This is a genomic window from Terrabacter sp. 01T434 (assembly GCF_056398545.1).
Map to the genome: position 1 here is coordinate 400,627 of NZ_JBFTPP010000003.1, position 26,045 is coordinate 426,671.

The following is a 26,045-nucleotide window of genomic DNA, read 5'->3' on the forward strand; positions in this document are numbered from 1 at the left end:
ACCAGTGACGGTTCACGTACCACAACGGGCCAACCGCCGAAGTCCTGTCCTGACTACGACTGTCCTCCGGTCCGGGTCCGCGCCGGGGACGACACGCCGGTGCGCATCCTCATGGCACGCCCGGCAGGTCCCACATGGTTCCGTCGGCCGTGTCGATGAGCGCGGCGCGGTCGCACCGCAGCGTGAACGGCAGGCGGTCGGAGACGGCTTCGACGACGGACGGCAACCGCGCGCCGGCCACCCCCGTCGTCGCCGACACGTGCGGCATCCAGTGGCCCGGCTCGTAGTGCCGGTGGATCGTCGCGCCCGTCGCCCGCAGCGCCTCGACCGCGCGGGCCTGGCGGGTGGCCAGGGCGGCTGTGGTCGAGCCGGCGAGCGCCGCCCGCCCGCGCGGGAAGACGACGGTGCCCTGCACGGCCACCTCGACCGGCCCGGCGTCGCAGAGCCCGTCGACCGCGGAACGCACCGCCTCCTGCTCCCAGGCCAGCAGCACGGCATACGACAGGTGCGGCACGTGCTGGCCGTGGGTGTGCGTGAGCAGCGTCGGGATCCCCTCCGTCTCGAGCCGCCGCCAGAGCGTGCGGACGAGGCGGTCGGACACGGGGTCGAGCAGGAGACAGAGCGCGAGCGCCATGGCTCATTGTGGACGCCCACGCCCCGCCTACGCTGGGCCGGTGAGTCCCGTGCCGAACGACCTCGACGTCGTCAACGCCCACCGCTACGTGTCGCTGACGACGTTCCGCCGCAACGGGACGCCCGTGTCGACGCCGGTGTGGATCGCCCGTGACGGCGGCGAGCTCGTCGCCGTCACCGTCGACCCGAGCGGCAAGCTCAAGCGCCTCGCGCACACCTCCCGGGTCGAGCTGCGGCCGTGCGACTTCCGCGGGCGCGTGCCCGAGGGTGCGATGACGTATGCCGGCACGGCCGTCGTCGACCGCAGCCCGCAGGGCGTGGCCGCGGTCAAACGCGCCATCGGGCGCAAGTACGTCATGGCGCGGCTGGGCGACGCGGTCGCGGCGGTCACGGACCGGGTGCGGGCGCGGACCCCGCGGGCCGGCATCCGGATCAGGCTCGGCTGAGCTCGCGCGACCTTCGATTCGGAGGGTTCTCCAAGGCTGGGCAGGCCTCCGTCTTACCTTCCGTTCACCCTGCGTTCACCTTGCCCCCGGAGGCTCGACGGTTCTGCCTGAACGATTCCCTCATCGAGGAGTACCCATGACTTCCGCCTCCACCCGTGTCGAGCACACCCCCGCCACGTCGGCGACCCGAGCGCCCGGCCGCCGCCTGTTCAGCATCGTCACCGGCCTGGCGGCCCTGCTCGTCCTGCTCCAGGGCCTCTGGGCCGGGATCTTCCTCGAGCACGACGGCGAGCGTGACGCCGCCAGCTCGTGGATCGAGGTCCACGCCCGGGGCGGCGAGATCACCCTCGCTCTCGCTGTCGTGGCGCTCGTCATCGCCTGGGTGAAGCTGCGAGACCGTCGGGATCTGCTCCTCGGCAGCACGGCGCTCGTCCTGCTGCTCGTGCTCGAGTCCTACATCGGCGGCCTCATCGCCGACGACAGCAAGGACTCGCTCACCGCGATCCACGTGCCGCTCGCCATGGCCACGATGGCGGTCGCCGTCTGGCTGCCGCTTCGGGCCCGGCACGCCGGCCCGGAGGCTTCGGGTCCCGGCACCACCTCGCGGACGACCGAGACCGACTGACCTGGTCCCACCCTGTCAAACATTGGACCAACGTTGGACAGGGTGGTTTCGTGGGCGCGCCGACCTGCGGTTAGGTTGGCGAGCATGAGCCCCACCGCAGGCACCCGGCTGGTCCAGCGCCAGCTCGGCCTGATGCTGCGCAGCAAGGTGGCCGGCGACGACGCCCCGGTGCGCGCGCAGCGCATCTGGGGCGCCGAGGGCGAGCGGTGGTTCACGCCGGACGACCCCGTGTGGCGCGTGCACGCCGATGCCTCGATGTTCCCCGCGGGCATCACGTCGCTGCTGCTGCAGATGCTGCACCCGATGGCGATGGCCGGGGTCGCCGGCCACAGCGGCTACAAGAGCGACCCGTGGGGCCGGCTGCAGCGCACGAGCCACTACCTCGCGACGACGACCTTCGGCACGGTCGAGCACGCCGAGGAGGCCATCGCGACGGTCCGCTCGATCCACGAGCGGGTGCGCGGCAAGGACCACCTCGGCCGGCCCTACCGCGCCGGCGACCCGCACCTGCTCAGGTGGGTCCACGTCGCCGAGATCGACTCGTTCCTGCGCGGCTACCAGACCTTCGGCGACACGCCGCTGACCGCCGACGAGGCCGACGTCTACGTCGCCCAGGCCGGGATCCCCGCCGCGCGGCTCGGCGTCATCGACCCGCCCACCTCGGTCACCGAGCTGGGGGCGGTCCTGGATGCCTACCGCCCCGAGCTCGAGGCGACGTCGGCCGCCCGCGAGGCCGCGCGCTTCCTCCTGCTCGACCCACCCCTGCCCCTCTACGCCCGGCCCGGCTACGGCACCCTCGCCTCCGGCGGCGTGTCCCTCTTGCCCGGATGGGCGCGCGAGATGCTCGGCATCCCGCTGCCCGGCGTCGTGTCGACCCTCGTGGCGCGCCCGCTCGGGCACCTCGGCACGGCAGCCGTGCGCTGGGGGATGGCCGGTCTCGCCGCCAGCTGACCGAGGCCCGCCACGGGGCCGTGCCAGCGGCTCGACAGCCCGTTCTCCGCTGGGAGTTCGATGCCAACACCGTGTGAATCCTCTGAGCGTCGTGCGTGCGCGCGCAGACCTCGCAAACTGCCGTCCGCAGAACATCCCGCCGATGTGGCACGGGGGGCTACATTCCGGGCCATCGGGGGCCAGATCCACAACCCATGGACGGAGCCAAAACACATGACGATTCGCACCCTGACGACGGCGGCCTTTGCCGCCGGCGCCTTGGTCCTGGCGGCTGGCGGCGCAGCCACCGCCAGCACGCACAGCACCACGAACACCGGCACGACTGCCACGTCGGCGAATGAGCCACAGCTCATCAACGACGCCGACCTCAAGGCCACGACGGTCACCATGGGCGGGGCCTCGGTCCTGCCCACGACGCGGACGATCCAGCACTGGTTCGGCCAGACGAAGGACCCGTCGAACGGAGTCACCTACGGCTACAACATGGTCGGCGCCGACCCGCACTCGTGCTCCGGCGCTGCGTGCGACGTGACGATCCAGGTCGACATCACGCCGATCAAGGTGATCGTCGGGGGCAAGACCTTCGACGGCAACGACGTCCTGCCGGCCACCCTCGCGTCGCCGCAGTTCGCCGACAACGACTACGGGAGCACCCCGGCCGCCACGGCTGCTGGCGCCTTCCCGCAGGCACCTGCCTTTGTCCGCGGCCAGGGCGGCCCCCTGTCACAGCTCGACGCTGGCGTCCCGCTGCAGCTGCAGGACGCGACGATGCGTGCCCAGTTCGCCAAGACGGGCACCAGCAACTACCACCTGCGCCTGCACGCCAACGTGCTCGCGCCGGTGACCATCACGGTCCCGAGCAACCAGGGCCTGCTCATCCAGAGCGGGCGCGGCGTGCTCGGTGGCAACGTGGACGTGGGCTGGTGGTCCTCGAAGATCAACAACCTCGAGCAGAGCGCCGACCCGACCCACCTGCCGCTCTACCTGACGGACAACATCTTCCTGCACAGCGCCAACGACCCGACCCAGTGCTGCATCATCGGATACCACGGCACCAGGGCGGTCGGCAACGGCGGCGGCAGCACCCACAGCCAGGGCAACGCGAAGGTCCAGACCTTCGCCTGGTCGTCCTACGTACGGCCCGGCTTCTACTCGCGGCCGGACGGTGGCACCGACTGGGCGCTGCAGGACATCCACGCGGTCAGCCACGAGATCGCGGAGTGGGCCGACGACCCGTTCGTCAACAACGGGGTGAACCCGTGGCTCACGCCGACCGCTCCGCAGTACGGCTGCACGAGCGTCCTCGAGACCGGCGACCCCGTCGTCGGGATCGGCTTCGCCAAGGGCACGAACACCTACCTGCAGGGCCCGAACCCGAACGGCACGCAGAGCGCCGACGGCTACTACCACCCCGAGGACGAGGCCCTGCTGCCGTGGTTCCTGCGGCTGCCGTCGAACGCGACCGGCTCCGAGGCGAACCAGTCCGGCCAAGGCGGTCGTTACACCCTGATGGGCGACCTCAACCCGTTCCCCGGCTTCCGCCAACCGGCCACGGGCTGCTGACGACCTGACACACCCCGCTCGGCGGCATACGGACTCCTCCGTATGCCGCCGAGTGCCGTTCCGGGGTCAGTAGGCTGCGAGCGTGCCCAGACTCGTGCTCACCGTCATCGGCGACGACCGCGCCGGCCTCGTCAGTGCTCTCGCGGACGTCGTCACCGCGCACGACGGCAACTGGGAGGACAGCCAGCTGGCCGAGCTGGCCGGCAAGTTCGCCGGCATCGTCGTCGTCGGCGTCCCTGCGGATCGAGTCGAGGAGCTGACGGCGGCGCTGCACGAGCTCGAGGGGCTGCTCGAGGTGACGTCGCACCCCGGGGCCGAGTCGGCCGTGGACGCGACCGTGGTGGCCGATGACGCCTCGGCCCAACGGCTGACGGTGGACCTGCTCGGCAACGACAGCCCCGGCATCGTGCGCGAGGTGTCGTCGGTGCTGAGCCGGCACGAGCTGTCGATCGAGACGATGACGACGGGGACGCGCGAGGCCCCGATGGCCGGCGGCCTGCTCTTCGAGGCCCACGTCGTCGTGCGGGTGCCCGGCGGGTCGGACACGGCCGCCCTGCGGGCGGACCTGGAGCAGCTCGCCACCGAGCTGCTCGTCGACATCGCCGTCGCCTGACGTCCGCTGTGCGTTGGGTCGCCAGGTGACTCAGACGTCTACCGACGTTCTCACGACATGACAAAGGGGCCCGCCTCGCGATGCGAGCTCGGGCCCCGGGACGGTTCACGTACCGCAACGGGCCAACCGCCAAGTCATGATCGTCCGTGGACGACTCCGTCAAGTGAAGACCCTGACGCGTGGTGATATGTCGGGAATCGACGGAACTTGCAGCAATCTTGCGACTTTCTTGCGGAAGTTGCGCACCCCCCGACCCGCGCGCACCCTGAGGTCATGGACGGATCCGTCGAGTCGCCGCAGCAGACCCCGCGCACCCCGCACTCGTCAGCTGTGCCGATCGCGGACTACGGCTTCCTCTCCGACGGTGAGGTGACCGCCCTCATCGCGCCGGGCGGGGACGTCGACTGGATGTGCGTGCCGAGACTGGACTCGCCGAGCATCTTCGGGGCGCTCCTCGGGCGGCACGCGGGTCGGTTCCGGCTCGGCCCGTCTGACGTCAGCGTGCCGACGGCGCGGCGCTACCTGCCGGGCACCATGGTGCTCGAGTCGAGCTGGGCGACGCCGACCGGCTGGATCATCGTGCGCGACGTCATGCTCATCGGGCCGTGGCACCACGACGAGGGGGTGTCGCCGAAGCACCACCGCACCCCGATGGACTACGACGCCGAGCACACGCTGCTGCGGACGATCCGGTGCGTGGCGGGCGAGGTGCAGACGGTGATGGAGTGCGAGCCGGTGCTCGACTACGGGCGCACGCCGGTGACGTGGACGCACGGCGAGCGCGGCTACCACCAGGGGCACGCGGAGGGCGAGTTCTCCGACGTGTCGCTCACCCTCACCACCGACCTGCGCCTCGGCTTCGAGGGTGGGCAGGCCACTGCGAGAACGCTGCTCAAGGAGGGGGACGAGCGCTTCGTCGCCCTGTCCTGGGGCGCGGTGCCGCCGCCGACGACGAGCCAGGAGGCACACGACCGACTCGAGTGGACCGCGCACCACTGGCAGCACTGGCTTGCCCGCGGCCGCTTCCCGGACCACCCGTGGCGCAGCTACCTCCAGCGAAGCGCCCTGACCCTCAAGGGACTGACGTATGCCCCGACAGGGGCGATCGCGGCCGCGGCCACGACCTCGCTGCCGGAGAGCATCGGCGGCGCGCGCAACTACGACTACCGCTACACGTGGATCCGCGACGCGACGTTCGCCCTGTGGGGGATGTACTCGCTCGGGTTCGACTGGGAGGCCGTCGACTTCTTCTCGTTCATCGCCGACGTCGCGGAGCGCGACGACGACCTGCAGATCATGTACGGCATCGGCGGCGAGCGTGACCTGCCCGAGTCCACGCTCGACCACCTGCCCGGGTACGCCGGGTCGCGCCCCGTGCGCATCGGCAACGCCGCGCACTCGCAGGTGCAGCACGACGTCTGGGGCGCGCTGCTCGACTCGGTCTACCTGCACTCCAAGGTCGCCGACCACCTCGACGGCCGGATCTGGCCGATCCTCGGCAAGCAGGTCGAGGCGGCGCTCAAGCACTGGCGCGAGCCGGACGCCGGCATCTGGGAGGTGCGCGGCGAGCTGCGGCACTTCACCTCCTCGAAGATCATGTGCTGGGTCGCGGTCGACCGCGGCGCCCGGCTGGCGTCGATGATCGGGCAGGACTCGCAGGCCGCCGAGTGGCAGCTGGCCGCCGACGAGATCAAGGCCGACATCCTCGAGCACGGCGTCGACGAGCGTGGGGTGCTGACGCAGTACTACGGGAGCCCGGCCCTGGACGCGTCGCTCCTGCTGGCGCCGCTCGTGCGGTTCCTGCCGCCGGACCACCCGGTGATCCGGACGACCGTGCTCGCCATCGCGGACGAGCTGACGGTCGACGGGCTGGTGCTGCGCTACCGGGTCGACGAGACCGACGACGGCTTCACCGGCGAGGAGGGCACCTTCACGATCTGCTCGTTCTGGCTCGTCTCGGCGCTGTGCGAGATCGGCGAGCACGAGCGGGCCCACGAGCTGTGCGCCAAGCTGCTGTCCTTCGCCGGCCCGCTCGAGCTCTATGCCGAGGAGATCGACCACCACACCGGCCGGCACCTCGGCAACTTCCCGCAGGCGTTCACCCACCTGGCCCTGATCAACGCCGTCATGCACGTCATCGCCGCGGAGCCGACGGCAGACCAAGACATGTGACGAGTCCGTGGGGGCCGGCGGGCGGGCCGCGCGGCGATGGAGCGGCGCCCCTGGGACTCAGACACTGCTGCGCACCGCGGAGCAGTGTCTTGGTTCAGCTCGGCTGCCGGGCGTGGCGGGCCCTGCGTCGATGAGGGTCTCGGGGGTCGTGCGAGCCGAGAGCGGCCGGGAGCTCACGGATACGCCACGATGGGTGCGTGCCTGACGACTTCCTCATCGCCCGCAACCCGGACGAGGCGAGCACGCTGCCCTACCTCGTGCGAATCCCGTTGGGCGAGCACGGGATCGTCCTGAAGAGCAAGGACACCTGGCCGCGCACGAGCAAGGTCTACTGTCACCGGGCGGACGGCTGGCCGGAGGACGCGGACGTCGTCGAGCGGGTCGCAACCCGGGTCTGCGTGCGACGAGGCGCCGCCATCGAGCTCGTCCTCGACCGCACCAAGGAGAGCCGGTCGCAGTTCGTCTTGACGCACGTCAAGGGCCGCGAGGCGATCTTCTGGCAGAGCGCCCGGACGGCGAAGCAGGCCAGACCCGCGGTGCGCATCCCGACAGCACGCGCAGCCGGCAGCCCAGTCGACGGTGAGACGGCCGGCCCGCTGGAGATCGTCGTCGATGCGCACGAACGCTACGCCTGGCGCTTCAGCCAGCAACAGGTGAGCACGCGCAAGCAGCGCCTCGATGCCGGTGACTACGCCGTCGAGCTCGACGGTCGGGTCGTCGCCGCCGTCGAACGCAAGAGCCTCGAGGACCTCTCCTCGTCGCTGCTCAACGGGAAGCTGAGGTATGCGCTCGCCGAGCTCAGCGGCATACCGCGGGCTGCCGTCGTGGTGGAGGAGCGCTACTCACGCGTCTTCGCCCTGACGCACGTGCGCCCGGCGGTGGTTGCCGACGCGATCGCCGAGTGCCAGGCCCGCTATCCGAGCGTGCCGATCGTCTTCGCCGAGACCCGCGCGCTCGCGCAGGAGTGGACGTACCGCTTCCTGGCGGCCGCGTTGCGCGAGGTGGGCGCGGAAGGCCTGGCCGACGCCCGGCTGGCCGACCTCACGCCCGCTGGGCCGGTGCCGGATCCCGAGCCCAGCACCGCTGCGGTGCGCGCCTGGGCGCTGGGCGAGGGCCTTCCGGTCAGCGACCGGGGCAGGCTGCGCCCGGAGATCTGGGACGCCTACCGCGCCCGCGGCTGAACGAAGGCGGGACGGCATGCCGAAGCAATCGGGGAACCGTTCGAGGGCGGCAGGTCGACAGTAGAGGTATGGCATCAGGCGTCGTCCCTGACGACCAGGCCCTCCTCGAGGCACTGGCCGACGGTGACCTCGGCGCCCTGAGCCAGCTCTACGACCGGCACGCACCCTGGCTGTCGGTGCGCCTGACGCGGCGGTGCAACGACCGGGAGGTCGTGGCGGACGTGCTGCAGGACACCTTCGTCGCCGTGTGGCAGGGGGCCGGGCGCTACCAGGGCAGGGGCGAGGTCGGTGCCTGGATGTGGGGCATCGCGATCCGGCGACTCGTGAGCCGCCTCCGCACGCGCAGGGACGTCGTGCTCATGGGCAACCCTGTGTCGATGGGGAGTTCGGCCTCGGGCGCCCCCTCGCTCGCGGTCGAGGACGAGCTGCTCCAGGGGGTGGAGTACGGCGACCTCGGTCACGCCATGGCGTCCCTCTCCCCGGAGATGCGCGCCGTCATCCAGGCCACCGTGCTCGACGGCCTCACCACGCGGGAGGCCGCCCGCCTGCTCGGGATCCCCCAGGGCACGGTCAAGACGCGGGCCCACCGCGCCAAGGCGCACCTGCGCGCCAGCCTTCTGGAAGGACGTCGATCATGAGCACGCACCACGTGTTGCCCGAGGACCTCCGGGCCTGGGTGAGCGGGGCGGCCGACGGTCTCGTGTCGGCCTCGGTGGAGCAGCACGTCGTCCACTGCGCGGCGTGCCAGGCCGCGGTCGCCGACGAGCTGGCGACGCCCACGGCTCCGCCGGCGTATGCCGTGGGGCCGGGTGCGGAGGTCGGCGCTCCCTCCGTCGGCTCGCTCCCGGACCTCTCCGTCGTCTGGATGGCCGTCCGCGACGAGATCGAGCTGCCGCGGCCGTCGGCCCTCGAGCGGCTCCTCGTCCGCCTCGGCCTGCCGCCGGGGGACGCGATGCTCGTCGCCTCGGCCCCCGCCCTGCGCGGGTCGTGGATCTGCGCCGTGGCGCTCGCCGTCGCCTTCGCCCTGGGCGGTGGACTGGCTGCCCGCACGGGAAACGTCACTCTGTTCCTCACCGTCGCCCCGATCGTCCCGGTGCTCGGCGTCGCCACGGCCTTCGGTCCCGAGGGCGGTCCGGCGCTCGAGCAGGAGAGCGCGGCCCCCTACCCCCTCGTGCGGCTCGTGCTCCTTCGGACCGGGGCGGTGCTCCTTGCTGCGCTGCCCGTCGTGCTCCTCGGACAGCTCTTCTTCCCCGAGCTGGCTGCGTGGGTGTGGCTCCTTCCCGCCCTGGGTTTCACTGCGGCGGTGCTGGGGCTGTCGACGTGGTTCGGCCCGTGGCGGCCGGCCACCGCGATCACCGCGGTCTGGGTCGTCGGCACCGCTGCCGCCAGCCGACTCGACACCGTCTGGGCGGTCTTCGCCCCCCGCTACGTCGTCCTCTACCTCGTCATGCTCGTCCTCGGGCCGCTGGTCCTCGTGCTGCGGGCCCGGCGTCTCGGCACCATCGGAAGGATCTCGCCATGACTTCGACCCGCCCGACCACGGTCTCGCTCCGCGACGTCACCAAGCGCTACCGCTCCCTCGCCGCCCTCGACTCCGTCGACCTCGACCTCGGCTCGGGCATCACCGGCCTGCTCGGTCCCAACGGGGCCGGCAAGACGACGATGCTGCGCGTCATGGCCACGGTGCTGGCCGCGGACGAGGGTCAGGTCCACCTGCTCGGGCGGGACCCCGGCGACCCGCAGGCCCGCACCGAGGTGCGCCGTCGGCTCGGCTACCAGCCCCAGGAGCTCGGCTTCCCGCGCGGCTTCTCGACGATGGCCTTCGTCAACTACATGGCCGTGCTCAAGGAGTGGGCCGACCGTGGCCGTCGCACCGCGGAGGTGCGGCGCGTGCTCGACCTCGTCGGTCTCGGCGACGTCGCGACGAAGCGGATCAGTCGCCTCTCCGGCGGCCAGCGCCGACGGGTCGCGCTCGCCCAGGCCCTGCTGGGCACGCCTGAGCTGCTCGTGCTCGACGAGCCGACGACCGGGCTCGACCCCGAGCAGCGGGCCTCGCTGCGGGGCGTGCTCGCCGACATCGCGGCCACCTCCACGATGGTGATCTCGACGCACCAGACGGAGGACGTCGCTGCGCTCTGCGGCCGCGTCGTCGTGCTCGACGCGGGGCGGGTCCACTTCGACGGGACGGTGCCCGAGCTCGTCGCGCTCGCGACCGGCAAGGTCTGGATGGCGGCCGAGCCCGACGCCGCGGCGCACGCCTCGTGGCGCACGGCATCCGGCCGCTACCGCAACGTCGGGGACCACGTGCCGTCGGGCGCCGAGCTCGTCGAGCCCAGCCTCGAGGACGCCTACCTCCTGCTCCGGGGCGCCGTGGGCCTCGCGAGCGCACGGTCCGATGACACCACGACCTCGGCGGAGGTGGCGTGATGACCAGCACACCGCAGGGGGCCCTCGCCGTGACGACCGCCCTCGCCCCGCGGGCGGGCTACGGCAGCCGGTTCGGCGCGCTCGCCCGTATCGAGTCGATGCGCCTCGCCAAGCACCCGGCGCTGCTCGTCGGCACCGCGGTCGGAGTCGCCTTCACCATCACGACGGTGACCCAGGCGACCGGCACGGCGACGGACGAGGCCTTCGCGCTGCCCGTCGTCGCCTCATCGGTGGGGATCGGCGCGATGCTGGCCGCCTTCCACCTCACGCGGTCCTTCCACCGGACCGACGAGCTCCTCGAGGCCTCCCCGACCTCGGCCACGACCCGGACGGCTGCGCTCTGCCTGACCGCGATCGTGCCCGCGCTGATCGCCTCGTTGTGGATGGTGCTCTACTACGGCGTCAGGCCCGCGGCGCTGCATGTCCCGGAGTGGATGTATGGCATGTTCTCGCACGCCGACGTCACCGCCGTCCTGCTCGGCAACTCGGTCATCGCCGCCACGGGGGCCACCCTGCTCGGCGTCGCGGCCGGCCGGTGGTGGGGCTTCCGGGGCGCCTCGGCGGTGCTCGTGCTGGCCGTGATGACGTGGACCATCGGTGTCCTTGGCGCCTTCAGCAGCGGCGACACCGCTCCTGCAGCCTGGACCCGGTGGTTCCGCCTCTTCGCGCCGTTCGGCTACTTCACCTCGGCGAATGCAGACAGCACCGTGATGACGAGTCTCACCGGATCGCCGTGGTGGTACCTCGCCTGGTTGACCACGCTGAGCGCCCTCGCCGCGGTGGCCGCCCTGCTGTGGCGCTCGGAGGGCAGGGCCCGACGCCGGGTCGTCCGAGCCGGCGCGGTCGCTCTCGTCCTGTCGGCGCTGACCTACGGCCTCGCGGTGAGCGGTGGTCAGAGCCAGCCGGTCCGCACCTTCCCCGACGGCCACAGCGTCGTCGTGACGAAGTGAACCTTCCGCGAGTGCTCGGGCCTGCCACGGGAGTCCCATGGCGGCCCGTCGCGGTGCTCACCGGCAGTGGTGTCGGCCTGCTCCTCGTGGGCGCGGCCTGGACCGGGAGCTCCGTCGCGGCGACGGCTGTGACGGTGGGCTCCCCGCTCCTGGCGGCAGCGGCGGCATACGTGCTCGACGAGGCGGCCAGCGAGGCCGTGGCGGCGGTCCCGACCTCGCTGCGAGCGCGCAGCATGACCCGTCTCATCGTCGCGGCGGCGATCGTCGGGGTGGGTGCGCTGGCGCTCGGGGTCGTCGCGCTGCGCAGCGGGAGCGGCGCCAAGGCAGGCATCATGGTCCAGTTGGTCGGTCTCACGCTCGTGGCCGTTGCTGCCTCGGCAACCCTTCGCCGTCGCGTCGCCGAGCCGGGCGAGTCGGTCGGCGGGGCGCTGCTCGCTCTGGTCCTCGCTCTCGCCCTGACGCACCCCTTCGATCGCTGGGTCGCCCTCTTCCCGTCCGAGCCAGACCTGCGGTGGGGTGTGTCCCTGGCGCTCTGGGCGGCGGTGGCCGTCGCCAGCCTCACGGCGCTGTGGGTGGCCACCCGGGACCCGCTGGACTGACGTATGCCGTGCAGGACCGGACGGATGGAACGGCTCAGCCGTGCTGCTCCTCGAGGTAGCTGAACAGGACGGTGGCGAACTCCCGGCCGAGGTCGGTGAGGCGGTACGTCTCGCCGTCGAGCTCCCAGATGCCGGTGTCGGCGAAGAAGTGCAGGGACAGGTCGAGATCCCGATCCGAAAACGTCTGTGCGTCCTTCGCGTAGTCGCCGTCCGCGAACTCGCGGCGCCACACGTTGCGCGGGTGGTCCTCCCACTGCTCCCGCACCTGGCTCCGGGGGATGGAGCCCATCAGCGCGCAGCCACCGAGCACCGCGAGCACCGGCACGGGCGACCGGTCGTAGGCCGACTCCACGATCCGCCAGAGCGCCAGGGTCAGTGACGCGCTCAGTCCGATCCACGCGTAGTCGTCCTGCGGCTGCACCGCCGAGGAACGAGCCACGGTGGCGAGGGTCTCGACGAGACCCGCCTCCTGCGAGGCGAACCAGAGCCGCTCGAGCGGCAGGGCGTCGCCTGCGCTTCGCCACGGGAACTGCCGAACCCGCTCGGCCGGAGCACCGAGGCGCTGGCCGACGACCTCCTCCTGCCAGCGCCACAGCTCCAGCTCCGCGTAGGCGCGCTTGGCCTCGGCCAGTCGGAGCACTCCGGTCCCCGTCACCTGCTTGCGGTCGCCGACCCAGTCGGCCAGCCGGAGGCACGCCTGCACGAACGGCGCCTGGCGGGCCTGCTCGGCCGCCCGCACGGGGTCACCGCGCTCGAGGAAGCCGCTGAGGTCGATGTCGTCGTCGCCGTCTCCGTTGACTCCGCGGTCGCCGAAGGCGTGGGCCAGCGGGCCGGGAGGGGAGCCGTCCGCCCTGTCGCCAGGGAGCGGCATACGTGCTCGGCGCTCTTCCAGCGGAAGGGAGTTCCAGGCGTCGGTGACCTGGCTCAGCGTCGCCTGGAGCTCCTCGATGCTGCTGGCGTCGTCCACGGGGAAGCCGGCCTCGCGTCCGAAGGCGAGCAGCGACTTCGACGGCCCGTAGTTCCGGGAATCCGCACAGGCGGCGGCCATCTTGGGGGCTGCCCGGTGGGCCTCTCGGGCCAGCGCCCTCGGGTCACCGGAGCCGGAGGCCATCCGGCCGGTGCCGCGGAGGAACCGCACGAACGTGTCGAGCGAGTCGGCGAGCGCATCGACGTCCGGAGTGCCGTCACCGTGCGCGGGCCAGCGGTGCAGCATGAGGTCCTCGACGCTGCCGGACGGCCACAGGTTCGGGGGCAGGTCGTCATGCTGGAAGCGGAGCTCGAGGGCAGTCTCGAGCAGCTCGGTGTCGCAGACCCGGTGGCGATGCTGGGCCCAGTTCGAGGCGTGGCGCAGGAGTAGCTCGTGCTCGGACATCCGCCGATCCTGCCACCTGTTCACCTACGGCGCGCCATGGATGTCACACGTCGCGAGGTCCGACTCTTGCCATGCTGCGAGCAAGACCTTGTCGCCCGACGCCGCCAATCCGTCCTCCGCCAGCACGGTGATGGCGGTCGCGGCGTGGACGGCGTCGTAGCCGCGCAGACCATGGGTCATGGCCAGGTCGGCTGCGTGCTGCGAGAGCCGGTCGTCGACGGCCACGAGGTGCATCTGCCCCGTGAGCTCGGCGAGGGCATCGAGCAGGCCGCTCTGTTGATCACGCGTGATGCGCCCGGAGTGGTGCGCTCGCCACAGGGCCGAGGCCGTCTCCGGCCGCAAGGCGACTGAGGAAACGACGTCATCGGCGGCGTCCCAGAGACGGCGGCAGAGCTCGGAGGTGGGTTCGGCCACGAGCAGTGGCACGAAGGCCGACGTGTCGAGGTAGAGGATCACTGGCTCTGGTCGTCAACGAGGTCGCTGATCCCGCCCTCGACCACAAGGGGGCGGGGGGCCGGGCGCTTGGGACGGGCCGGCGTCGCGAGCCCAGCGTCGATGAGGGTCTCGAGGGCGGTGCGACCAGAGAGCGGCCGGAGCTCCGCCACGGGCCTGCCACGGTCGGTGATCACCACCGTCTCTCCGGCTCGGGCACGGTCGACGTACTCGCTCAGTCGACTCTTCAGCTCACGGATCCCGACTCGCTGGCAGCTCACAGTGACCACCTCATACGGCATTGTAGTCACCGTAGATCACCAGTCCCAGCGATCGCCGCGAACGAGCGTCTCGGTCGTGATGACGTTGTCGACGGCCCGGATCAGGTAGAGCTCACGGGTGTCGCTGCGCTCGGCTGCGATGACACCGTTGACGGCATGGTCGAAGGTGAAGTCCTCGAAGTCGTCACGGGCACCACGAGCCAGGCCGTCGGCACACAGGAAGTGGTCGACGAGGTGGGTCAGCCACTGAGCCGCGTTGTTCGACTTCTCCACCTCTCGCCAGTTCAGGCAGCACCCCTCCACACAGGGCCTCCAGTCGCACCGGCCCCACGGGGTCCGGACCTGGGGGTCGTCGACGTCCTCGGCCGTCGTCCCAGTGCGGCGTGCTTCGTCCGCTCTTGCAGCCCGAGGGTTCAGCGGGACGTCGTAGCCGCGTGCGGCCGGGTCGTGGAGCTCCGCATACGCACGAAGCCACTCGATCTCCGGCTCGCTCAGGACCGGATTGATGTCGAGCCGGCCGAGATAGCGCGTGCTGTGTCCCATGCATCCTCCGTCCGTCGCTGCCCAGGTGCGCAGATGGCAGCGACTCAACCACCGTCCGCCATCGGCCGTATGCCGTCGTCCACAGGTGCGGCCCGTCTGACGACCTCCGGCGCGCGGCTGGGGACAACGCGAGCCCCGACGTCCGTGCCGATGGCACGGTCGACAGATGACCAGAACTCGTGGACGGTGGGAGCTCGAGAGTCCGGAAATGGTGCTGCACGCCATCGATGACCTGTGCCGGTTCGTGGCCGGCCGGGTCGTCGTCGCCTCGCTGACTCTCGACACACAGGAGGTCGTCGCTGCTGCTGTGGTGCCGGAACCGGCTGAACCGCAAGCCTGCTGGGACCCCCACGAGGCGAGCATGCGCTTGCACGACGTCGCGATCGAACTCGTGCCGCAGCGCACGGCGACGCGCCGCGGGTGGGCCCCCATGACGCACCTGCTGGTCATGGTCGTGTGCCGTGAAGGCCGGGTCATCGACACGATGACCGAGCACCGGTGGTTCCGCGCGTGGCGCTACAGCAACCACCTCACCCGTGCCATCGACGGCGACATCTACGTCGTGACGCCGCACGGGTGGACCGGCGTCATGGACCGGCGCGCCGGCCACGAACCACGACTGCGTCCCCACCTCGCCCTTGCACCGGGCTCCTGACCCAGCGGCTCACTCCCGACAACAGCGGCTCGAGGGTCGCCCTACTCAGTCCCTCTCGAAGGTGACCAGGATGCCGCTGACGCCTCCCGGTCCGACGCGACCCTTGACGTCAACCGACGTGATCGCCTTGAGGGACCAGCCCTTTGAGCCGTAGTCGTTGAGCACCTTCTCGAGCTTCTCGCCCGACATCTTCCCGCCGATCATGCCCTAGCGAAGCTCGACGACCTTGTACTGCGCCATGGCGCACCTTCTTCCCTGTCGTTGGTCTTCGACCATAGGACGGATCCCGCCGTGCCCACGCCCGCGCCGCCGTGTGACTGCTTGCGACTCGTGAGACCCTGCCCCATGAGGTCCTATTGCGCGCTCTACGTCGACGTCGGCTACCTGCTTGCCGCGGCGGCGACGCGCGTGACCGGCACGTCGCTGCGCTACGGCGTCGTGGTCTCCTACCCCGACCTCGTCGCTCGCCTCATCGCCGATGCCGAGAGGGCGAGCGGTCTGCCGCTCCTGCGGCTGCACTGGTACGACTCCGGCAACCGCCCGGGAGGCAACCCTGACTCGACCCAGGAGGCTATCGGCATGCTGCCGCGGGTCAAGCTGCGCCTGGGCCGCACCTCCCCGCAGGGCGAGCAGAAGGGCGTCGACCTGCGCATCGGCCTCGACCTCGCCGCCCACGGCCGCAACCGCTCGGTCGACGTCATCTACCTGCTCTCGGGAGACGACGACCTGAGCGAGGCGGTGGAGGAGGCCCAGAGCCACGGCATGCAGGTCGTCCTCATGGCCGTCCCGGACCGGGCCGGCAAGCCGCACGCCGTGTCGCGGCACCTCATCCGTGAGTCCGACGACCTCATCGTGCTCGATGGCGCTGTCATCGACGAGAGCGTGCACGTGCGGCAGAAGCAGCCCGAGACGGAGGCCGCCCCGTCGCCAGCAGCGGCTGGGGTCGCGGTCCCGCTCCCCGGACCCCGTGCGGTCCCGGACGAGCCGTCGGCGGCTGCGGTTGCCGACAGCACCGCGCCTCCGCCCGCGGCGGCGCCCCGGCCCACCCCGGCAGTGCTGGCCGGCAGCAAAGTCCCCCACCGGCCGGCCGCGGCTGCAGCTGGAACGCCGGGCCGGCTCGTGTGGTCGAGCGCCAGCGACAGTGCCGGCAGCGGTGACCGCCCGTCGCCGGCTTCGGCGATCGGCCAGCGTGAGCTCCAGGCCATCGAGGACGTATGCCGTGGGGTGATCGCCACCTGGTCCATCACCGCGAGCGCCGCCGACCGCACCCGCCTGATGAGCCAGAAGCCGTTCATCCCGGGCGACCTCGACCGCGCGCTGCTGCTCGACCTGTCGGCCCGGCTCGACCGGTACGACGTCGAGGACCAGCTGCGCTTCGTCCTGCGAGACCACTTCTGGGAGCTGGTCCGCGAGACGACTGACTGAACGACCACACCGCGACGGGTGCCACTCTGCTCGCGCGGCGCTGCGATCTTGCTCCGCCTGACGGAGCAGGTCGAGCGGCTGTGGCCGCCCGCTTCGGTCGCGCACCCGAAGCTGGTGGAGACTGGTGCTCGTCGACGCAACCACGAAGGAATCGGATGGCTGAGCATGTCTGAGCACGAGGCGTACGTGACTCCCAAGTTCGCGCAGCCCTACTGGGCGAAGGCGGCATACGAAGTACTCGTGGAGACCGCCGGCCGCTACAACGCCGTCATCACCTACTCCGAGCTCGCCGAGCAGGTCCAGCGCCGCTCGTCGCTCCGCACGAAGTCGCAGATGCGCAACTGGATCGGCGGCCTGCTGGTCGACCTGGTGAAGGTCAACCACGTCCGCCAGGAGCCGCCGCTCGCGTCACTGGTCGTCCACAAGGACGACGGGCAGGTCGGTGCCGCCTACGACGAAGTCCTCCGCGTCGCCGGCGAGTCACCGGCCAGCGACCCTCTCGAGCGCGAGAACCGGGCGGCCGCGGCCCGGCTCGAGTGCTACCGCCACTGGGGCGCCGACGTCCCCGCCGACGCCGAACCGACGCTGAGCGTCCGCGCCCGCGTCGTCCGGGCCCGGACCCCGGTGGCGAGGACGGTTCACGCGGAGGAGCGGCGCGGCGCGGTGTGCCCCACATGCTTCATGGAGATGCCCGTCTCCGGCGCCTGCCCCAACTGCGACTGAGGCCAGCGGGACGCAGCTACCGGTGGGCGTGCCGACGGACCGAGGGGTCGACGAGCAGCTCGGCACCGCGGCGGTACAGGCGCGCGAGCGGGAGGCCGTGCTCGGGGGGCTCGTCCAGCGTGTGGTCGGCCAGCGTCACGAGCGGGCATTCGACGAAACGGTCTGGGACCGGGCCGCCGGGCCCTGGCATGTCGCCGGCCGGCTTCTCGGCCCACGCGATGACGACCTGGACGCGACCGTGCGTCTCGGGGACGACATCGGCCCCGTCCAGGCGGCGCGTGTCGCCGAGCACGATCTCGCGGCCGAGGGGGTCCAAGGCGACGCCGGGTGCCACCTCGACGTGATCGCCGACCACGGTGACCTCGAGCCCGGTGACGACGCCGTGACCGTGGAGGAGCCGATTGTGCAGCCACTGCCTGGCGCGGGCCTGCTGCTGCTCGTGGGCAAGGTCGTCGGCGGAGAGGAGCCGGCCGTGGAAGAAGTTGATCCTACTGAGTTCTGTGATGGGTTCGTTCATCAGCCCCCCTCGATGATCACCCTCCGAAGTCCCATCGTCACGCGCCGAGCGGTGTCCGTCAGGACTTTGCACGTAGGCACTCGTGAAGAGCCGCCCTTCCGCCCGGTTGCGCACTGGTACCACTCGGCCAACCGGCCCGTTGGCATGCCGGACTCGACGCAGGAAGCCAGTGGCCTCCTGCCGCGGGTCAAGCCACGCACGTCGCCACAGGTGAGCGGAAGGGCGTCGACCTCGCGGCCCACCGCCGCAGCCGCTCGGTCGACGTCATCTTCCTGCTCTCCGGAGACGACGACCTGAGGGAGCCTGTGGAGGAGGCCCAGAACCACGGTAGGCAGGGGTGCTCATGGCCGTTCATGACCGGTCGGGCAGACGTCACGCCGTATCGCGCCACCCCATCCGCGAGTCCGATGACCTTTTCATCCTGGACGGGTCACTCATCGAGGAGACCGTACACGTTCGACAGATCCAGCCCGAGACAGAGGTTGCACTCTCGCCAGCTGCCGTTGCCGTGGAGGTCCCGCTGTCAGGGCCGCGCCGCGTTGCCGGCCGGCGCCGGAGACGACCGAGCCCGAAAGTCTCACTGAGCCGGCTGCTCCCGCACCCGCACGACCCACCGCGGCCGTGCTAGCCGGTAGCAGGTAACGCACCGACCGCCAGCCAACGGCGTCCAAGCACCCGGGCGGCTGGTGTGGCGAGCGCTACCACGCGGCCGTCGGCAACTTCGAGGTCGTTCTCGACGTGGAGCAGGTTCAGAGCGCGCGATCCGCGTCATGCTTGTGGACGACGACCCGATGGCGCGGATGGGGTGCGACACATGCTGGGTGCTGCGCCGGAGCTCGAAGTTGTGGCCGAGGGGAGTGACGGCTACGAGGTGATTGCTGGCGTTCAGGCGCACCGACCCGATGTCATCGTGCTCGACGTTCCACATGGCCCGAGTCGGCGGCATCGAGACGATCACCGCGGTCCAGGCCAGGCCTGAGGCGCCCAAGGTTCTGATGTTAACCCGCGTCGACCCCGACGACGTGGCTCAGCGCGAGATTCGCGCCGGCACAGACGGCTTCCTGCTCAAGACGGCATCCTGCGAGGAGATATGCGGCGGCAACCGCAATGTCGCCAGCGGGCTCGGCGCGGTTCGCCACTGACCGCGTATCAGCTCTTCACACAGGTCAGTGAAGACCCGGCTACGGCTCAGCGTGCCGCGGCGGCCCAGCACATGGCGAGGCTGACGGCGCGAGAGCGTGACGTCGTGAATGGCCTGGCACGGGGTCTATCGAACGCCGACCTCGCCCGCGAGATATACGTCAGCGAGACGACCATCAAGACATATCTCCAGAGCGCCTTCACCAAGCTCGGCGTCGACAACCGCGTCCGGGCCGGAGTCATCGCCGACCGAGGTCGCTTCTGACCTCTGACATCGGAGACGTGCGCAGTGAACTCCACACTGCACGTCTTGTACGATCATGCGCTGAATTGCGACCGCACGCCCCGGCTCGCGTCGGCGGTCGCGCTGCACTCGCGGGCGACCGTGTAGCAGATGTCGACGACGACATCGCCCCGACAACATCGTCTACGGCATCGACGAGGTGGGGTGCTGACTCAGTACTACGGCACGGCTGCACTGGTCGCGTCACCACTATGCGCGTCGAAGGCGAAGCGCGAGAATTCCCCTCAGCTCTCAAGTCGCCGCTCGGATCAGAGAAGTCAGCCGCGTGACCTCAACATAGATCGACGGCCCCGTAGGAGTGTGGTGCTGGGACCCACAACGCGCGAGTGGTGCCGAAGGGCTCATTCCGCGAGGACTTCGTCGTCGGTTGCGGCAGGTTTCGCTCTCCGTGTGTAGTCTCAGCGCCAACTGCATCAGACAAGGGGCCCTATGCCAGTCTTCGGAGCACTGCCATGGATCGGCGCTGCGGTGGTTGCCGCAGTTGTCGGCAAGTCTATATATGACAAGATCCATGAAGAAGGCGGAAAGGTCATCTCGATCGTCGGTCCGCGAATGACCGGCAAGACAAGCCTCACCCGGTATTTGGCTGAGAAGGTGGATCTCCCCTTGGAGTACACACCGACCCAACTTCACAATGAGTACGAAGTGCAGCTCAGCGGCGTGCGATGGCTTCTCAATGTGCGCGACTTCGGCGGTGGTGATGACCAAGTTCAGGAGTGGACCAAGAGCGAGGCCGCGAAGACGTCGGATGAAGTCTGGTTCATTGCGTCCGCTGCGCAGCTCGCAGACGATGACCAACGCATTAAGGCAGAGACGAAGGCGCGGGCGGTTGCGACCGCTCGACTAAGAGCAAAGACGATATTGGTCATCACTCATTGTGACTTAGACGAAGGATTTGACGGAGTTCGGGTTGAGACACTTGCCGTATACGGCGAGGTTCAGAGACTCAACAACATCCTTGGAAGCAGACGAATTGTTGTCGGGAGCCTTCGTTCGAACGAGTCTGCGGATCTGCTTACCGCTCAGCTGCTCGGCGGTGAGGCGTTGTGACGAGTCGCGACTGGTACGTCTGGGTCCAGCCTCTCGACCCGGCCGCGGATGACATCATGTCCCTTAACGGTCACGTTCTGACCAGAGCCGAGCAGACTGATCGCGAGAGATGGATCGGTACCGTCGAAACCACGGCCCGTGGCCGACGCCGGCCGCTGCCCGGAGGTGGCTTCCTTTCGCGGAGAGGAAACGTGGTTGTGGGGCAGATCCCTCTATCTCGGCCGTCGGGTCAGCCGACTCCTACAGGAGTCGTCGCGCTTCGAACCGGTTCCTGGACGGCACATGAACTCGAAGGAGTTGGGGGAACGCTCACGGAACTTGGGAACGGCGCCGGCTACCAGGTGGATGCGGACATCGTCCGTGCTGGCGTAGAGAGTGTTGCACTGTCAGCACGCAACGGCTGCCTATGGTGGCGACGCGTATGAGCGACCGCCTGCCTAGTCGTGCATCGCAGAGGCGCGTGATCTTCGTCGTGGATCCAGTGGAGATCGAGCAGGGCGGTGAGCTTATGCGCGAGCTGTCGAGCCAACCGCACGTTTGCGTGCTGTCGTCGCAACCCGACCATTCCAAGGCTGACGAACTCGTCAAGCGCCTCGAACGACAGTCGCTCCTCAACCCAGGACACGTCTTGCTGGTGAGCCCCTATGACTCCGACGACTACCAACTCGCCGACGAGGCATCCGACGCATTCAGCCTCCAGAAGTTCGAGGCTTTCATCAGGGTCTGTCAACTGGTTGGAGCACGCAAGACATCGATCAAGGCGGCAGTGGACCTCAAGACAAAGGATCGCCTGGAAGTAAGCGCCGAGGGGAAGTATGTGACCGCCAAGGGCTCGGTCTCTGCGGACGGAACAGCCATCGAACAGCTGGTCTCTAGGCTCTCTTGGAGCGAGACGTTTAGCGGCGGAGAGCCTGATACCAAGGGCGCTCTACTACACCTTGAGCAGAAGGGCCTAGATCGAGATATCACTCTCCGCTCGCTCGTCGATTCGCGCGCCCATGCAGGCAATCCCGTCAAGAAGCGAACAATGACTGTTGACCTCAGCCAAGAGGGGAGCCGGGCTCTAAACGCTGCAGCCCGTCTTGACCTTCGAGTCAGTTCCCTTTCAGTTGATCTGAAGAAGGTCGCGGAGCGATCCCACCGGTTCCAAGTGACGTATGACGTTGACTTCTGAGCTTGCCTACGCACTCAGTTTCGATTCAAACCTGGCAATGACGCACAGATACAGACGATGAGTCACAAGCGAGGCATGAGCCAGTCAGCGGAGTCCAACGTCGCCAGGACTCCCGTTCGTCCCGCCCCTGCTGTGTCAACGGCTCGCTCCTGATCGGAACCACGTTGCATGTCCAGAGGATCGGGGGCCCGCGAGTTTCGTGCTCCCAGCCATCCGACCCAAGCTTTTCGCCCACGCGGGGCAACCAAGGCCTACCGTGAGTCCTCATGGTCATCGCAGAGGATGTAGCCCGGCTTGAACCCATGCTCGTCGGCGACATCGAGGGCGCCTTTTATGTTCCCGACTACCAACGGGGATATCGGTGGGGTGCGGTCGAGGTCGAGCGGCTGCTCGACGACCTAGATGCGAGCGGGGGCGAGCCCTACTACCTGCAGCCCATTGTCGTGAAGGCGAGGCCGGACGGCTCATGGGAGCTCGTCGACGGACAACAGCGCCTCACGACGCTGCACCTTCTGCTGCGCTACATGCAGAAGGAGTCTCTGCAAAGCATGGGACCTGCCTTCTCGCTCGAGTACGAGACCCGGCGCGCGAGCGCCGACTATCTGGGCGATCCCGACGAGTCGCACAGCCAGGACAACATCGACTTCTTCCACATCTTTGAAGCATTCCGCTCCATCGGCTTATGGTTCGACGCCAAGGGCAACCGTCGGCAGCACATCGCGAACAAGCTGTACGGGTACCTCTTCGAGAGCGTCCAAGTGATCTGGTACGAGGCGCCATCGGCCATGGACTCCAGCACGCTCTTCACCCGGCTGAACATCGGACGCATCCCGCTCACCGACGCCGAGCTAGTGAAGGCGCAGCTGTTGTCAATCAGTGTCACGGCGCCCGGACACACGAGCCGGTCCCATGAGATTGCGGCCCGCTGGGACAGCATCGAACGCGAGCTTCGGAACCCCGAACTATGGGCTTTTGCCACAGGCAGAAGCGCAGGGGTCCCTACGCACATCAGCCTGCTTCTCGACACTCTGGCCGACCTGCATACCGGCGAGCACCTCGGACGAGAGCGCCCACTGTTCCACACGTTCGAGACGCTGCGTCCTCTCATCGAAACAAGTGCCTATGACCTTTGGGAGCGCGTGGTCGACCTGCATGCCTTGGTGGCGGGTTGGTACAAGAACCGCGATCTGTTCCACAGGGTTGGCTTCCTGACCGCCAACGGTTACACCCTCTTTCAGCTCGTCAGGCTGGCCGAGGGCAGCACGAAGACAGAGTTCGAACTCGCCCTGACAGAACGAATCCGCGATGCCCTGGCAATCACCCAGAGCCAGCTCGAGGACCTCGACTACCGCAACAAGAGGGCGTCAGCGGCGCTGCTTCTGATGAACGTTGAGACGGTGCGTCGGATGAAACATTCGGCCGAGCGGTACTCATTCGCCGCGCACGCGTCCGGTTCATGGTCGCTCGAACATATCCACGCGCAGAATGCAGAGAAACTCAACCGCGCTGACCAGTGGTCCGAGTGGCTCCAGCTGCACCGGTCGGCTCTCAAAGGCCTGCCCGAATCCGTGCTCGAGCCTGTGGCTCGCGACGAGCTGGTCGCGCGCATCGACACAGCTCTTCCCACCATCACGGAAGCCTCGTTCCGACCTCTGGAGCGCGAGGTGATTGAGTGTCTCAGCGGAACGGCCCGCTCGGCACCTTCGGACATCGACTCCATCAGCAACTTGGCTCTGCTCTCGGCAGGCGACAACAGCGCGCTCAGCAACTCCGTCTTCGAGGTCAAGCGGCAGGAGATCCTCAAGCGCGACTTTGCGGGGTCGTTCATTCCGGTGTGCACGCGCAATGTCTTCCTGAAGTACTACACCGACTCGGCCGGGCAACAAGTTCACTTCTGGGGCGACCTCGATAGGGCCGCCTACGTCGACGCCCTGCGCGAGGTGCTAGATCCATACCTCACGCCAGAGACTGAGAGGAGTGCCGGATGAAGGGCTACCTGACCTCATTCGCGGGCATGTTCGGCGAGGCCGTCGATGAACGCCCACCTGTGCAGCGCATTGAGGTTCCCCTCATCCAACGCGACTACGCCCAGGGGCGCACGTCGCCCAACGTCGACGAGATCCGCGGCAACTTCCTCGACGTCTTACATGACGCAGCGAGCGGCCGCGAGCCTGTCGGGCTCGACTTCGTCTACGGCACAGTGCAGGACGGCACGCTCCGCCCACTCGATGGTCAGCAGCGCCTGACGACGTTGTTCCTCCTTCACTGGTACCTCGCCTGTCGATCAGGTCAACGGCCTGCCGGGTTTCCCTGGGCGCAGTTCTCGTATGCAACCCGCGACAGCGCCAGACGGTTCTGCCAGCAGCTCGTTGAGAACCCTTTGCCGACTGGTTCAGATGCTCCGTCAACCTGGCTGGTTAACCAGCCGTGGTACCGCTACGACTGGGAAAGCGACCCGTCGATCCAGTCGATGCTCGTCATGATCGACGACATAAACGCGCGCTTCCGGGACCTCGACCCTCGGGCCGCTTGGGACCGCCTCACGAACCCGGCCGATCCAGCAATTTCGTTCCACCTCCTCCCCATCCAGAACATGGGTTCGGAGGAGCAGCTCTATATCAAGATGAACTCACGCGGAAAGCCCCTGACCCCATTCGAGAACTTCAAGGCCCGGTTCGAGGCAACGCTCAAGGAGCTTGATCCGGACCGCGCCAAGGTGTTCGCGCACAAGATCGACGGCGACTGGTCCGACCTGCTGTGGCCCATCCACGGCGGCGACAACATCGTGGACGACGAGTTCATGCGGTACCTGGAGTTCGTTGCCGAGCTATGTGAGTGGCGAGAGGGCAGGCTTGAAGATGGGGCGGTGGGGCGACGCATGCGCAGCCTGTTCGCCCTCGACAATCCGCGCGCAAACGAGCATCTGGACTTCCTCTTCCAGGCCTTCGAGTCCTGGGAGAGCTCGTCGGCGGCAGACGCCGCATTCCGGGAGCTATTCGCCACACGGCATGACTCGCACGCCCCTGAGCGGATCGTCCTCTTCGGCAACGACGTCAACGTCAACCTTTTCGAAGAGTGCTGTCACAGATTCGGCGATCTCCGCGGCAAGAATCGAGTCTTCTCCTATCAGCAATCGCTACTTCTTTATGCCGTATTGCTGCACCGCATCCACACAACGCAGGACTTCCCCCGACGCCTCCGAATGCTTCGAAACCTCCTCTCTTCCAGCGAGAACGAGGTCCGTCGCGACAGCATGCCTGCGTTAACGCAGGAGGTCGAGGCCCTGGTTCGTCACGGTCTGCTGAGCGAGCGATCGGCCTTCAACCGGGCACAGATCGAGGACGAGCAGCGAAAGAGGCGCTTGCTCGAGGAACACCCACACCTGTCCGCGACGCTCTTCGCATTGGAGGACGAGCCAATCCTGCGCGGGTCGCTCATCGCCTTCGATCTGAACCCAGCCACCCTGGAACACAGGTGCTGGCCTTCCATGCGGTGTTCGCCGACTCTTCGATGTGGCCGGCTGCCGCGCGAGCCCTTCTCGCCGCCGGTGAGTACCAGCGACAGTGGCGGGACTCGGATTCCTTCCTCTTTGGCACCGGAGCGCCGAACAACGAAGGCGTGTGGCGAGAGCTCTTCACCGGCACCGGGCGGCGCAACCTGGCGGAGACCCGTCTCGTCCTTGCCGGCCTGCTCGACACGGTCGGCGCAGGCGGGTCTCATGCTTCCGACGTGCTTCATTCAACGGCGGAGACGTGGCTCGACGAGGCAGCCCGTCAGCAGGCCATGGACTGGCGCTTTTACCTCGTCAAGTACGAGTGGATGCGCGAGGGCGCATCGGGGCTGTACTACGGACGCGATGGGAAGCTCGGGTACTCGCTCGTGATGCTCAGGCGAACGCAGCTCAACAGCAACTACCGGGATGCCTTCCTGTACGCGGTCTACCGTGAGGCGGGCTCGCCGAGCGAGGTCGAGGACCCCTGGTTCAGGGGTTACACCCACACCCCGCGATGGCTGACTCTCAGACGGACTGGCACCCAGATGCGGGCGGTCGACGGCGGCTACCTGGTCCAGCCTCCCGCCGACCTCCAGAGCGCCGCGCTACTCCAGACGATCTGTGATGCGACACCGGCCATCACTCGTGACGGCGATGGGCTCGCCCTCCTCACCGTGCGTCAAACATTTGAGGACGAAGAACTGGTGGACGCGGAAGACCGGGTTGCCAAGGCCGCCGCGTTCCTGAGATCACTGGTCGATGCAGGACTCTGAGGC

General features: G+C 68.8%; 29 protein-coding genes. 22 read left to right on the forward strand and 7 right to left on the reverse strand.

Annotated elements, in window-relative coordinates; translation table 11 throughout:
• Positions 1 to 109: 109 nt before the first annotated feature.
• Positions 110 to 634 carry a 2'-5' RNA ligase family protein gene (locus AC1DIW_RS09355; RefSeq protein WP_478107659.1) on the reverse strand — a complete coding sequence of 175 codons (525 nt, stop codon included), beginning with the start codon at positions 632 to 634 and terminating at the stop codon, positions 110 to 112.
• Positions 635 to 674: 40 nt separating this feature from the next.
• Between AC1DIW_RS09355 and AC1DIW_RS09360 the strand changes: the two genes are divergently transcribed.
• The 12 genes from AC1DIW_RS09360 to AC1DIW_RS09415 all read left to right on the forward strand — a co-directional run bounded on the left by AC1DIW_RS09360 (position 675) and on the right by AC1DIW_RS09415 (position 12,160).
• Positions 675 to 1,079: a PPOX class F420-dependent oxidoreductase gene (locus AC1DIW_RS09360; protein ID WP_478107661.1), complete on the forward strand. Its 405-nt coding sequence runs from the start codon at positions 675 to 677 to the stop codon at positions 1,077 to 1,079.
• Between the two features lie 136 nt (positions 1,080 to 1,215).
• Entirely contained in the window at positions 1,216 to 1,704 is a 489-nt protein-coding gene (locus AC1DIW_RS09365) for a COX15/CtaA family protein (protein WP_442277664.1), read from the forward strand.
• 84 nt (positions 1,705 to 1,788) lie between these two features.
• Positions 1,789 to 2,655 (forward strand): oxygenase MpaB family protein, encoded by an 867-nt coding sequence (locus AC1DIW_RS09370; RefSeq protein ID WP_478107663.1) that lies wholly within the window; start codon positions 1,789 to 1,791, stop codon positions 2,653 to 2,655.
• A gap of 213 nt (positions 2,656 to 2,868) precedes the next feature.
• Positions 2,869 to 4,218, forward strand: coding sequence for a hypothetical protein (locus AC1DIW_RS09375; RefSeq protein WP_478107665.1), 1,350 nt, complete (start codon positions 2,869 to 2,871; stop codon positions 4,216 to 4,218).
• Between the two features lie 82 nt (positions 4,219 to 4,300).
• Entirely contained in the window at positions 4,301 to 4,831 is a 531-nt protein-coding gene (locus AC1DIW_RS09380; protein ID WP_478107667.1) for a glycine cleavage system transcriptional repressor, read from the forward strand.
• 273 nt (positions 4,832 to 5,104) lie between these two features.
• On the forward strand, positions 5,105 to 7,003 hold the full coding sequence (locus AC1DIW_RS09385) for a glycoside hydrolase family 15 protein (RefSeq protein ID WP_478107669.1): 1,899 nt from the start codon (positions 5,105 to 5,107) through the stop codon (positions 7,001 to 7,003).
• A 197-nt stretch (positions 7,004 to 7,200) separates the two neighbouring features.
• Positions 7,201 to 8,184 (forward strand): ERCC4 domain-containing protein, encoded by a 984-nt coding sequence (locus tag AC1DIW_RS09390; protein WP_478107671.1) that lies wholly within the window; start codon positions 7,201 to 7,203, stop codon positions 8,182 to 8,184.
• A 68-nt stretch (positions 8,185 to 8,252) separates the two neighbouring features.
• Entirely contained in the window at positions 8,253 to 8,822 is a 570-nt protein-coding gene (locus AC1DIW_RS09395) for an RNA polymerase sigma factor (protein ID WP_478107673.1), read from the forward strand.
• Positions 8,819 to 9,706 (forward strand): hypothetical protein, encoded by an 888-nt coding sequence (locus AC1DIW_RS09400; RefSeq protein WP_478107675.1) that lies wholly within the window; start codon positions 8,819 to 8,821, stop codon positions 9,704 to 9,706. Before AC1DIW_RS09395 ends, AC1DIW_RS09400 begins: the two co-directional genes overlap by 4 nt.
• Positions 9,703 to 10,611: an ATP-binding cassette domain-containing protein gene (locus AC1DIW_RS09405; protein WP_478107677.1), complete on the forward strand. Its 909-nt coding sequence runs from the start codon at positions 9,703 to 9,705 to the stop codon at positions 10,609 to 10,611. Before AC1DIW_RS09400 ends, AC1DIW_RS09405 begins: the two co-directional genes overlap by 4 nt.
• The gene (locus AC1DIW_RS09410; RefSeq protein ID WP_478107679.1) at positions 10,611 to 11,561 is read left to right on the forward strand and encodes a hypothetical protein; all 951 of its coding nucleotides are present in this window, start codon (positions 10,611 to 10,613) and stop codon (positions 11,559 to 11,561) included. Before AC1DIW_RS09405 ends, AC1DIW_RS09410 begins: the two co-directional genes overlap by 1 nt.
• Positions 11,562 to 11,572: 11 nt before the next feature.
• Entirely contained in the window at positions 11,573 to 12,160 is a 588-nt protein-coding gene (locus AC1DIW_RS09415) for a hypothetical protein (RefSeq protein ID WP_478107680.1), read from the forward strand.
• A 34-nt stretch (positions 12,161 to 12,194) separates the two neighbouring features.
• On the opposite strand, the gene AC1DIW_RS09420 is transcribed toward AC1DIW_RS09415, so the two are convergent.
• The 4 genes from AC1DIW_RS09420 to AC1DIW_RS09435 are packed head-to-tail and all read right to left on the reverse strand — an operon-like array spanning position 12,195 to position 14,788.
• The gene (locus tag AC1DIW_RS09420; RefSeq protein WP_478107681.1) at positions 12,195 to 13,532 is read right to left on the reverse strand and encodes a hypothetical protein; all 1,338 of its coding nucleotides are present in this window, start codon (positions 13,530 to 13,532) and stop codon (positions 12,195 to 12,197) included.
• A 24-nt stretch (positions 13,533 to 13,556) separates the two neighbouring features.
• Positions 13,557 to 13,988, reverse strand: coding sequence for a type II toxin-antitoxin system VapC family toxin (locus tag AC1DIW_RS09425; RefSeq protein WP_442277676.1), 432 nt, complete (start codon positions 13,986 to 13,988; stop codon positions 13,557 to 13,559).
• On the reverse strand, positions 13,985 to 14,245 hold the full coding sequence (locus AC1DIW_RS09430) for a type II toxin-antitoxin system Phd/YefM family antitoxin (protein ID WP_478107683.1): 261 nt from the start codon (positions 14,243 to 14,245) through the stop codon (positions 13,985 to 13,987). Before AC1DIW_RS09430 ends, AC1DIW_RS09425 begins: the two co-directional genes overlap by 4 nt.
• A gap of 36 nt (positions 14,246 to 14,281) precedes the next feature.
• Entirely contained in the window at positions 14,282 to 14,788 is a 507-nt protein-coding gene (locus AC1DIW_RS09435) for a hypothetical protein (protein WP_442277678.1), read from the reverse strand.
• A 166-nt stretch (positions 14,789 to 14,954) separates the two neighbouring features.
• Between AC1DIW_RS09435 and AC1DIW_RS09440 the strand changes: the two genes are divergently transcribed.
• Positions 14,955 to 15,443 carry a hypothetical protein gene (locus AC1DIW_RS09440; protein ID WP_478107685.1) on the forward strand — a complete coding sequence of 163 codons (489 nt, stop codon included), beginning with the start codon at positions 14,955 to 14,957 and terminating at the stop codon, positions 15,441 to 15,443.
• A 45-nt stretch (positions 15,444 to 15,488) separates the two neighbouring features.
• Here the strand turns inward: AC1DIW_RS09440 and AC1DIW_RS09445 are convergent, their stop codons facing one another.
• The gene (locus tag AC1DIW_RS09445; RefSeq protein ID WP_478107687.1) at positions 15,489 to 15,647 is read right to left on the reverse strand and encodes a DUF4177 domain-containing protein; all 159 of its coding nucleotides are present in this window, start codon (positions 15,645 to 15,647) and stop codon (positions 15,489 to 15,491) included.
• Positions 15,648 to 15,788: 141 nt separating this feature from the next.
• Here AC1DIW_RS09445 and AC1DIW_RS09450 point away from each other — a divergent pair, with 141 nt between their 5' ends.
• Both AC1DIW_RS09450 and AC1DIW_RS09455 read left to right on the forward strand, forming a co-directional pair.
• On the forward strand, positions 15,789 to 16,868 hold the full coding sequence (locus AC1DIW_RS09450; protein WP_478107689.1) for an NYN domain-containing protein: 1,080 nt from the start codon (positions 15,789 to 15,791) through the stop codon (positions 16,866 to 16,868).
• Positions 16,869 to 17,033: 165 nt separating this feature from the next.
• On the forward strand, positions 17,034 to 17,591 hold the full coding sequence (locus tag AC1DIW_RS09455; protein ID WP_478107690.1) for a hypothetical protein: 558 nt from the start codon (positions 17,034 to 17,036) through the stop codon (positions 17,589 to 17,591).
• Positions 17,592 to 17,607: 16 nt separating this feature from the next.
• Here AC1DIW_RS09455 and AC1DIW_RS09460 read toward each other — a convergent pair whose 3' ends face one another.
• Positions 17,608 to 18,108, reverse strand: coding sequence for a hypothetical protein (locus AC1DIW_RS09460; protein WP_478107692.1), 501 nt, complete (start codon positions 18,106 to 18,108; stop codon positions 17,608 to 17,610).
• Positions 18,109 to 19,034: 926 nt separating this feature from the next.
• Between AC1DIW_RS09460 and AC1DIW_RS09465 the strand changes: the two genes are divergently transcribed.
• The 7 genes from AC1DIW_RS09465 to AC1DIW_RS09495 all read left to right on the forward strand — a co-directional run bounded on the left by AC1DIW_RS09465 (position 19,035) and on the right by AC1DIW_RS09495 (position 26,042).
• The gene (locus AC1DIW_RS09465) at positions 19,035 to 19,250 is read left to right on the forward strand and encodes a response regulator (RefSeq protein WP_478107694.1); all 216 of its coding nucleotides are present in this window, start codon (positions 19,035 to 19,037) and stop codon (positions 19,248 to 19,250) included.
• A 71-nt stretch (positions 19,251 to 19,321) separates the two neighbouring features.
• Complete coding sequence (locus AC1DIW_RS09470) at positions 19,322 to 19,513, forward strand: response regulator transcription factor (protein ID WP_478107696.1); 192 nt, start codon at positions 19,322 to 19,324, stop codon at positions 19,511 to 19,513.
• A 468-nt stretch (positions 19,514 to 19,981) separates the two neighbouring features.
• On the forward strand, positions 19,982 to 20,602 hold the full coding sequence (locus tag AC1DIW_RS09475; protein WP_478107698.1) for a GTPase domain-containing protein: 621 nt from the start codon (positions 19,982 to 19,984) through the stop codon (positions 20,600 to 20,602).
• A 421-nt stretch (positions 20,603 to 21,023) separates the two neighbouring features.
• Positions 21,024 to 21,776, forward strand: a complete 753-nt coding sequence (locus AC1DIW_RS09480; RefSeq protein ID WP_478107699.1) for a hypothetical protein — start codon at positions 21,024 to 21,026, stop codon at positions 21,774 to 21,776.
• A gap of 266 nt (positions 21,777 to 22,042) precedes the next feature.
• Positions 22,043 to 23,764, forward strand: a complete 1,722-nt coding sequence (locus AC1DIW_RS09485; protein ID WP_478107701.1) for a DUF262 domain-containing protein — start codon at positions 22,043 to 22,045, stop codon at positions 23,762 to 23,764.
• Positions 23,761 to 25,659 carry a DUF262 domain-containing protein gene (locus AC1DIW_RS09490; protein ID WP_478107703.1) on the forward strand — a complete coding sequence of 633 codons (1,899 nt, stop codon included), beginning with the start codon at positions 23,761 to 23,763 and terminating at the stop codon, positions 25,657 to 25,659. The genes AC1DIW_RS09485 and AC1DIW_RS09490 overlap by 4 nt, the downstream gene beginning before the upstream one ends.
• Positions 25,659 to 26,042, forward strand: a complete 384-nt coding sequence (locus AC1DIW_RS09495; RefSeq protein WP_478107705.1) for a hypothetical protein — start codon at positions 25,659 to 25,661, stop codon at positions 26,040 to 26,042. Before AC1DIW_RS09490 ends, AC1DIW_RS09495 begins: the two co-directional genes overlap by 1 nt.
• The last annotated feature ends 3 nt before the right edge of the window (positions 26,043 to 26,045 follow it).